This is a genomic window from Streptococcus sp. GMD1S (assembly GCF_000296875.1).
Classification (GTDB): Bacteria; Bacillota; Bacilli; order Lactobacillales; family Streptococcaceae; genus Streptococcus.
The window spans coordinates 1-9,979 of the sequence record NZ_AJQY01000328.1; the positions used below are offsets into that span (position 1 = coordinate 1).

Sequence of the window (9,979 nt, forward strand, 5' to 3'; positions counted from 1 at the left end):
GCTTTGAGGGCCGCAAAGTTTTGGGCGAGACCGATAGAAACGATAATCTGAGCTAAGGATTTTAGTCTCGTTTTTCCAATCAAAAAATGTTGAGCATTTAGTTCTGAAAATCTCTAAGAAAACAGATGCAAGACAAATTTTCTTATACTCTGCTACAAGTTTTTTACCCAACTGATGTTATTGTTACCAAATGTCTCCATGATGACTTCATTCGATTTACTTGTCTTCTCCTTTGTTATGTAAGATGTCTTCTTTGACACAAAATATGCTTTTTTCCTATAAAAAAACACTCCTATCTCTAATTTACCAGTTTTCAATAGGGAGATTTTCTTATATCTCATTTTATGTAGTCAATCCCCCGCGTGTGCGGGAAAAACTTGACTTGTTTAAGGATAGAGTAAACGTGGATAGGATCATCCCCGCGTCTGCGGGAAAAACTTGCTTGATGGCTACAAAGGAAAAATTGGTGGAGGATCACCCCCGCGTGTGCGGGAAAAACTGGGCCATCTATGAGATGGGGCTAGATAATCAGGGATCACCCCCGCTTCTGCGGGAAAAACATAACTTCCATAAAGCGAATACAAGCATCTGTAGGATCACCCCCGCGTCTGCGGGAAAAACAGAGGGATTGTCCAGCTTGTGGATGTGTCTACAGGATCACCCCCGCGTCTGCGGGAAAAACAGAGGGATTGTCCAGCTTGTAGATGTGTCTACAGGATCACCCCCGCGTCTGCGGGAAAAATAAACATGAAAGCCAGTTCAATTCCTGTATCCAGGATAGGATCATCCCCGCGTGTGCGGGAAAAACTCCATTGATAAGCTAAAGTTGCTAAAAATACTGGGATCACCCCCGCGTGTGCGGGAAAAACCAATTCTTCATCTTTTTTAAGAAGTGAACTTAAGGATCACCCCCGCGTCTGCGGGAAAAACAGTGGAGCAGTCAAACCCAATCGGCTTCTATCAGGATCACCCCCGCGTGTGCGGGAAAAACGTAAGGATTGCAGCACTTGAAACGTCTTGCGTAGGATCACCCCCGCGTATGCGGGAAAAACTCACCCTCATGGTCATTGATAGTCATAATCATGGGATCACCCCCGCGTGTGCGGGAAAAACCTACCGTCATTCTTACCGATGACCAAGCCCTCAGGATCACCCCAGCATGTGCGGGAAAAACAAAGGCATTAAAAAGCCCTCTTTACTATACCCAGGATCACCCCCGCTTCTGCGGGAAAAACCACGGTTTCTATTTCAACGGTCAGAAGCAAATGGGATCAATCCCACGTCTGCGGGAAAAACACAACCATTCAAAAGGTCATTTTCTTAGACCCAGGATCACCCTCGCATATGCGGGAAAAACTTACTTGTTTCTTTCTTATTATCTTCAATCGTAGAATCACCCCCGCGTGTGCGGGAAAAACTTCAAGTGCCTTGATTTGCTTATCCTGGTCTTGGGATCATCCCCGCGTGTGCGGGAAAAATATATCAGACATCTTGAAGATGGTAAGAGTCTTGGGATCACCCCCGCTTCTGCGGGAAAAACGGATATCCACCCCGTTCGTACAAGTGAATTGTGGGATCACTCCCGCGTGTGCGGGAAAAACATTTGACTCAATATGGGAATGTCAATCGTGTTAGGATTACCCCCGCTTCTGCGGGAAAAAACCTGCCAAAATGACAAGGATGCTGACTGCACCGGGATCACCCCCGCGTGTGCGGGAAAAATAGGCTATAATCAGTCACCAAACGGAAAGTCACGGGATCACCCCCGCGTATGCGGGAAAAACAGATTGGCAAAGAATATCGCAAGAGCAGTGGTAGGATCACCCCCGCGTGTGCGGGAAAAACTGTTCTACGTAAATAAAGCTGACACGATCACTTATTTTAGGAAGTTCTCGCAGAGATGTTTTCTTCGTTCCACTTTTTTTTACCATGATTCGTTTCCCAATGGAATAACGGTCATTAAACCAAAACCGTATGCTTTTTTCTTTCCCATTCCTTCAGTCAAAAGCTTCTTAAAAAGATCTGCATCACTAACTGTTAAGACCCCTTCATAAACAACCTTTATCAATCGGATAGGTTTAACAGCTTTTTTAAACACCTCATAACCACGTTCAACGATTGAAAAATCTTCTTTTATCAGTGAGAATCCATTTTTGTCAGAGCGTTCTACTAGATAATTCATCTGATGTTCACTCGTAATATGAGGTTTTACAATACCTCTTTTAAGATTATCTGGTGATACTAAGGAAATAACTGGATTAAGCACCACTCGAAATTTCATTCGGCTACCAGTATAGATGTTATCTAAAAATTGTTGATAATCCTTGGTTTGAGCACTACCAGCAACCCCATATTTTTCTAATCCTTGTAAATCAGGTTTATTTTTACTAACAATAATCAGGTAATCTTTATCTTGGATACGATCTATACGCCATAATTTTCTTGTTCGAATAGATTGTTCCATTTCTTCTGGAAAACTCTCTTCTACCCAAGCATGATATGCGCCTATATGTGTTAAGCGCCTAATTTTTCGGCGATTGGTCCGATCAATTTCTACTCTTGAGATATACATACCATCAATCTCCTATACTCTTAAAAACATCATGTGCCGTATTTTTATCTCGAAACGAATTCCGAACTTGAACCAGTTCTCTAGTTTCATACCTATAGCCAAATCTTCTCCCCTTTTGTGAAAAAGACTTGACAACATCTTGTCTCAATTGATAAATACCTCTATCGGTTAAATGTCTATCAGAATAGATTTCTAAAGTTACGGCATCCATAAACTTTCTCTTCATAAACCATGGTGAAGCTTGCCATTCAAGAGTTCTCAAACTTTCAACTGCTCCAATCTCAGTTTCACCTAAGATAAAATCTGCAGTCAACGGCAGAGCCCTTCTTCCCATAAATGGTTGGAAATAGGGATTTCTCAAAGCTTGTAAAATCATTTCCAAAAACTGCTCATTATTATGAGAAAGAGCCACTACAAAAACAGCATCTTCTAAATAATAACGATTTGTGACATAATTTCGTTCAAACTTTCCTTTTTCTGTATACTTCTGTGCAATATGAAAATCTCTGAGTAAATTTCCTTGTTGATCCACTCGAACTGCAAAATCCAGCTCGTTTAAACGAACAATTTTTTCATCATCGTCTCGACGATATCCTAGACTTGAAGCAATCAACCCAATAACAGAACTCTTAGAAGGATAAAAATCCGTATGTCTTGTTTCGAAATGTGAACTTGTCCCCCAAGATTGCAAAGGACCAGCAAATTTCAACAAAATAGTCTTCATGCCATTCACCTATTTTTTGAGGAATTGTTCTAAGGTTTCCGAAAAATCTTTTAATAATTCTGAAACTGAATATTTTTCCTCACCAATTTGTTTTAAACTCTCATTTTCATCCAAAGTCACATAGAAAGTCAAAAGTGGTTTATTCACGAATTTTTCAACTCTTGTATACTCTTTAGACAGTTTTTCAATAGATTTCGCCACATAACCATCTGTTGATTTAACTGGTTCTTCAAAAGCACTGACAAGATTAACAGGACGATCATCACGCAAAGAAACGATTAGAGCCTGCGGTAAAGTTTGATTGGCAAAAGTATTCACTTTTCCTGTCGGGAGGGAATTTGCAAATGCTTCGATGAATAAATTCAAACTGTTCTTTAAGGATTTCTCATCCTCTAGTTGTTTTGATAATTCATGAATCGCAACATTGGCATAACGATAGAGCGTAGAAGAGTTAAATTCGATGGTTCCCAGCATACCTGCACCTGCATTATCCTCTGGAGCTAAATCATCAATAGCAGTAAAGAAATCAAATTCAGTTTGTACAGCATGTGTTGAAATAGCATGAGCAACTTGAGAGGAAGCATCCTCGTTTAGAACTGGATCTTCAGCTACCATTCGACCGAACATAGCAACATCAATGGCTGGATTTGAGTTAGCTAGTTTTTGAAGTTCCTTTTTATCAGTCAGATTTTCATAGGCTGCTTGAGCTAATTTCTCAGCTTGTCTATCCCCCATAAAGTAAAGTGCCTTGACTTTACCTTTTTTCTTAATTCCAGTAGCTATCAAGACTGTATCTGCTTTGGTTAGTGCATCTTCAAAACTGATAGAATTATCTAGTTCTACAATTTTACCCGCAACATACCTTACAATGTCTTTTGTTCGGACACCGACATTTGACTGTTCTCCATAAGTATTAAAATAGTCTCTTATAGCTCTCTTCCAAGCTTGAGAACTCACGCGCGATCTTTTTACGCCACCGTACTGAGCAGTCTTTGGGCTACCTGTATCATCTCTATTCATATTTGAAGGTGGTAAGGTTTGTATAGCATGAATATCTAAAAATAAGCGTTGGTTAGTTGTCATTGTGTTTTTCTCCTTTGATTTGTTTATAATATGATCTTGCCCAATTTAGGCGAAGATTTTCTTGTACATTTTTTAAAAACCAATACAAGTCTTCAGCTAACTTAGCATAATCAACCTTTGTAGCAGGAGACTTTGTTTTGAGCAACATCATCATGTGGCGTAAATGGTAGATCAACTCTTCAAAAGTTGATGATGTAATCATAACATTGAACCTTCTGTCAATGGCTGTCGTGTCATCTCCTTTTCGAAGTTGACTAAGAGCAGAACCGATATTTTGATAAGTATCGGGCTCATCTAACATCACACTGGTTGAAGTTCCTTGTTGATGTAAGGCGTAAAATTGGATAGCTGTATAAATCGCTAACTCCTCATAGCTAGGCTGCTGGTATGAATTGACGAACTCCTCTGGTAAATGCTCAAATAAAATCGGCCAGATATCTGTTGCATCGCTCAAGGGTTTACCCAACGTTTTTCTAATTTTGGCCAGTGCGGCTTTACTCAATGGTGACTCCAACTCATAACTCAATTGTCTAATAATTCTTTTTGTGACAGAACCAACTGTCTGTTTGGATTGTTCCAACACACACACCTCCTATTTTAATTGTTGATGAAGCAAATATTCAAATGAATTATAGGCAGTTGCAATATTTTTTATTCGACCATCTTTTTCAATGCCGAGGTAGTCCCTAGTTCCTCCGTGACCTAAGATGCTCTTTGCTTCAGCTTTAACCATTTTTTTCAGCAAATCTCTCCATTCTTTGATTTTAGGATCCTTTTCATCATCTGGTAGGATACTGGATAACCATTCTCGAAAAGGGTGATCGATTTTGAAATAGAGCATTTCAACCATCTGATTAGTATAATTGTTGTTTGAGATATTCCTGATTTCTTTTAGTTCCTCTATATAGCGTTTATATACTTTGGAAATGACAGTTTTTGTTTCTTCTACCACCTCATTAATACGTGGTACCCAACCACTCTCATTAAAATCCGCCAAAACTAAATCATTGATAAGTATAGAGTCAATAACTTCATCAGTTGGAAGCCATGAAGTAGCATTTCCATCATCCTGCATACTAATGGAAATAATATTAAATAATCTATTTCCTATTATGTCACCTATATCTCCGAGCCAATCAATAATTCCCGGTTTTCTAAAGTGCCCTGTTCTATCTTCTACTGCTAGCAAACCAAATGACCGCCACAACGATTGATTCAAGAGATGTTTCCTAGGAGTATAGCTATCTTTATTTTCTCCTGTAGTATTATATTTCCATGTTGTCATCGGCTCTAAAAAATTGTCCCGATGATTAATTTCGGGTAATTTTACAATCTCAAAAGAGAAAGGCTTATTTAAATCATATTCTGGATCAATATAAATCCCTCTGCTCCAAATCGTATACAGATTAGTTAAATCTGTACATTCACTACCAAACAAATAGCGATTAATATTATCAGAACTAGCAAATTCCCAACAGGGACATTGAATACTTTCTAAATTACCATGGTCATAGAATGGCAAGATACAATTTAGTAACAGCGTTTCAAATAAAGAAGTTCCCTGTATAAAAACTGCCCCGATATCAAACAACCAGCCCTTTGACACTTTATATTTTTCTTTTCCAAAAATAACTTTATCGGATAATCCTGAGTACCCTTGAAAAGTTAAAAGCCATCGTGTAACTTCGGAAGCAGTCAGTTGTTCTTTATTTTTACCATTCTTTGGGGAAAATAAGGCTAACTTATTCTCACTCTCTGAAATCGTTCTATTGATATTTTTCCCAGAGATACTGCTTGCTTTTGCTTTACTAATTTTGTCTGCTACAATATCCTCTTTTCTAACTTGAAAAAATGGATATTCCTTATCAAATAAGTAAAAGCGATCCCGCCATTTTTCTAGGTAATGACTAACAATGTCTGGGAACTTACCACTTTCCCAAAGATCTTTCCATGTATCATATAAATCATCCTGATAGTCAGCAATATCAGATTCTTCCACAGGCTCAATTTGTTTAAACCGCTCATCTACTGCCAGATACTCATAGACATTACCATCTGCATCAAAGCGTGAAAAGACAGTATGTAACACAGCCAGCAAAACTCGCAGCACAGCAAAATCTTGCGTTTTTGTATCTCCTGCTAAATCTTTGTACTGATGAGCATTTATAAATAATTCCTGCAAGGAAACTTCTTTTGTTGTTCCTTTTTCATCATAAACGACAGAAATCCAGGGTTCATCTAGTAAATTAAATCGACTCATTCTTATTTAACCTCTCCGTTGTAATCCCATATTTTTTATCATATAAGAGTTTAAACCCATTGAGAATAAACTCATTGTTTTCATCAAAAATAATCCCGAGAGCTCCTTTTAACCACGATGAATTTCGCCATTGACTTAAATAGCTGTTGTTATACCTTTCAAGCTCTTCAATAGTTTGATCGATATTATAGCCCTTGGATAAACTCATAGGAAGTCGTAAAGTATTTTGTGCTACTTTTTTAGCGACCAAAGGATTATCAATATTCTGAGATATATCTTGATTTTCAATAAATAAGCTATAGCCATCAGACATTTTTTTTAAAGCAATCACTTCAATTGTATCTTCAACATCACGAACCTGAGCATTAGATTTTTCTTCACTATCGTTTGGATGCAGGTTCTTCAACCAACCAATCAGACTATTGTTTCTATGTCTCGATATTTTTAAGACAGGATCATTGATACGGTATGTTCTTGCCTTTGTTTCCTTATTCTTAATCGTGACATCATGCTCCGTCTTAGCATCTAAATATTTTTGCTGAAATTCCTGACTTGAAAACTCAATTGTAAAATCTGGACTATAAACTTTCTGGACTAATGGTGAAATATCATCTGGCAATCTCATGATATCTGGTAAAAAGTGCTGAGTTCTGGCTAACAGATAATCACCATAAACAAAACTACTTCCTTCTTCAAAATCCAACTCTTGGGAAGTTCCTAAAACGTAAAACCTAGCTATTTCATGCTTTTGAGGCCGTTCTATTTGGTGTCGATGAAGTCGTCCAATACGTTGTATTAGCAAATCCATAGGTGCCAGATCACTTATCATCACATCGAAATCAATATCCAAGGATTGCTCAATCACCTGAGTTCCAATGATAACTTTCTTATGTGGACGGTCTACATTTTTTCCGATTTGTTGTAATAATTCTTTCTCTTTTTGGATTCTTTCGGTCGCAATAAAACTGGAATGAAGTAATTCCACCATATCATCTCCAAAAATTTCCGAAAAGTTTCTTGCCAACTCTTGGGATCTTCTCACTGTATTGACAATGATTCCAACTACTCCACCGCCCTCAAGGGCATCTTTAACAGTTCCCAATAACTGCTCTTCTTGTAAACGAATGATGTGAATGTCTTTTATGTTTTGCTTATTGAATGTTGTAACTTGATAAATCTCTGAGCCATCATTATAAGTGATTAAAGGATAAACGTCTGTCTTTAATTGGTCCGTATTTTCAATATCTCGCCATTTGATCCCCATCCCAGACATATAGCTTTTAAGGATATTTTCTCTTTGTTGAGAAGGTAATGTCGCTGACAAAATGACTACCGGAACACCATAGGCTCCCATCCATTTTATCGCCTCCATCAAATATTGACTCATATAAGCATCATAAGCGTGAACTTCATCAATAATAACAACCTTTTTACTAAAACCTAGATGACGCAAAGCTAAATGTTTTTGTTTCAATGCTAACATTAAGAACTGATCAACAGTCCCCACTACAAAATCATCTAAAGCCGAAGTCTTTCTCCCAGAAAACCATTCATTAATGATAACGCTACCATTTTCTATATCATCAAAATTAAATGTATTAGCTTTAAGTTTTAAAAAATCTTCGTTTAGAGCTGCTTTCCCGTGTACCAACTGAATAGATAGTATGTCTTCAGAATCATCCTTTAAACTTTCAACCCATTTTTCAATACGATTAAAAATCCCATTCGATGTCGCCTGAGTTGGTAAACCAAAAAAAAGACCGCTTCTTCCCGTCTTAGTAGCTAACTGCTCTGCTGTAATCAATGAAGCTTCTGTCTTCCCTAACCCCATTGGTGCTTCTAGAACTACAATCCCAGGTTTAGATATTTGAGTAATAACATGAGATAAGGTTGATTGAACATTATTAGGTTCAAATCCAAATCTTTCCTTATAAAGACTATCTGGTTTTGAGATATATTTAGGTTGCCACAAACTAGTTTTTTTCCACCTTTCAAACCCATCTTGAAGGCGTCTTAACTTATCTACCTCCTCTTTTTCATTGACACTTAATAAAGGAAAGTAGTACTCATTACTAGCGATCCAGTCAGCCATAATCAGCAATCCTGATAAGATAACTTGAGCAGGCTGTTTAATTCTAGGAAGCTCTCTCACAGAGTCAAACCCCAACTCATCTAAAGCACCGTTGAAGATTTCTTTTTGAACCAAATCCCAATTCTTATGGATAGCACTCTCCTTACTTTCATTTTGAAAATAGTTTGAAAGATAGCTCCCTTGATTTTTTACATCCTCAATCGTATCAATCGGTCGTCCATGGTGTCCACCAATAATAGTCGAAATATCCTCTTGAACACCATAACTAGATAGCAAATATTGACCTGCAAGGCTGTGATGACTCTTTTTTGGTGATGATAGTTGAAGTGAACTAATTTTAGTAAATCCTGACTGCTCCAATTTTTCTAATAGTTGAATATCCAAATCATCTGAATTTGCAAATCCTCTTTGAGTTTGAAAGGCTGGAGTTGCTTTCCCGATATCATGAACAGCAGCTAAAAATTGTGCAAGTCGTTTCCCTAAACCGCCATCATGTGTTACTGAATCCAGAGAATCCTCAATCAGTTTTTTTTGCCCCTCACTTAACCAATGCTCCCAGAGAAGTCCAATTATATTTTTTGTATCTTCTAGATGCTGAGACAAGGGTAACCAAAAAAATCTACCATTTTCTTCCTTTTTCTTAGCCCAAAGAGTATCGGACTTTTTCTTAGACATGCTTCATCCCCTCTTCATCCCATTTTATATATTTCCATTTTATACCTAAAAGTTTTAAAATACAACAACAAACATGGAAGGGGTTACAAAAACATGCTGTTTTCTAAAGTAGTGTAAACATAAGAATGGGAAAATCCTTTTTAGAGGAGTTTTAAAACATTACTAGAATGATCTTTATTACTATAAAACCATTCACCATAGAATTGCTTCACTTCCATACCCTAAAGTAAGAAATGGATGATATTTCCCTTAAATTAACTGTAAAGGATTGTATTGTTGAAAATGGGTACATTCTCTGTGATTCAAATATCAAAAAAAGAGAGAATAATGTAATCCTCTCCTGTTCTTCGTTATATGTGAGACTTTTCAATTGACAATGAACTTGTTTTCCTTATGTTTCATTCTTTGAGACTAATACCACGGTTTCAACTGGCTAAGACCGCCAGACTTTTAAATATTGCTGAGCTGTCTCTAAGTTAAAGGTTTTATCTGCGATGAGGTGCTCAACGAGGGGAGTAACTTCAGACTCACTAGCACCTGCTAGGAGAGCTAAGGATTTGGCCTGTAACTTCA

At 37.6% G+C, this 9,979-nt stretch carries 6 protein-coding genes and 1 pseudogene; all 7 read right to left on the bottom strand.

Annotated elements, in window-relative coordinates:
• Window positions 1-1,924: 1,924 nt before the first annotated feature.
• Complete coding sequence (gene cas6e / locus GMD1S_RS09620; RefSeq protein WP_000275970.1) at window positions 1,925-2,572, bottom strand: type I-E CRISPR-associated protein Cas6/Cse3/CasE; 648 nt, start codon at window positions 2,570-2,572, stop codon at window positions 1,925-1,927.
• Between the two features lie 4 nt (window positions 2,573-2,576).
• The gene (cas5e, locus tag GMD1S_RS09625; RefSeq protein ID WP_000849181.1) at window positions 2,577-3,296 is read right to left on the bottom strand and encodes a type I-E CRISPR-associated protein Cas5/CasD; all 720 of its coding nucleotides are present in this window, start codon (window positions 3,294-3,296) and stop codon (window positions 2,577-2,579) included.
• A 9-nt stretch (window positions 3,297-3,305) separates the two neighbouring features.
• Window positions 3,306-4,379 (bottom strand): type I-E CRISPR-associated protein Cas7/Cse4/CasC, encoded by a 1,074-nt coding sequence (gene cas7e, locus GMD1S_RS09630; RefSeq protein ID WP_000210568.1) that lies wholly within the window; start codon window positions 4,377-4,379, stop codon window positions 3,306-3,308.
• On the bottom strand, window positions 4,369-4,962 hold the full coding sequence (casB, locus tag GMD1S_RS09635; RefSeq protein ID WP_000893380.1) for a type I-E CRISPR-associated protein Cse2/CasB: 594 nt from the start codon (window positions 4,960-4,962) through the stop codon (window positions 4,369-4,371). Before casB ends, cas7e begins: the two co-directional genes overlap by 11 nt.
• A 9-nt stretch (window positions 4,963-4,971) precedes the next feature.
• Entirely contained in the window at window positions 4,972-6,639 is a 1,668-nt protein-coding gene (locus GMD1S_RS09640) for a type I-E CRISPR-associated protein Cse1/CasA (RefSeq protein ID WP_000086038.1), read from the bottom strand.
• The gene (locus GMD1S_RS09645; protein ID WP_000038364.1) at window positions 6,626-9,406 is read right to left on the bottom strand and encodes a CRISPR-associated helicase/endonuclease Cas3; all 2,781 of its coding nucleotides are present in this window, start codon (window positions 9,404-9,406) and stop codon (window positions 6,626-6,628) included. The genes GMD1S_RS09640 and GMD1S_RS09645 overlap by 14 nt, the downstream gene beginning before the upstream one ends.
• Before the next feature lie 433 nt (window positions 9,407-9,839).
• Window positions 9,840-9,979, bottom strand: a pseudogene (locus GMD1S_RS11980) (3-hydroxy-3-methylglutaryl-CoA reductase); the annotation flags it as partial.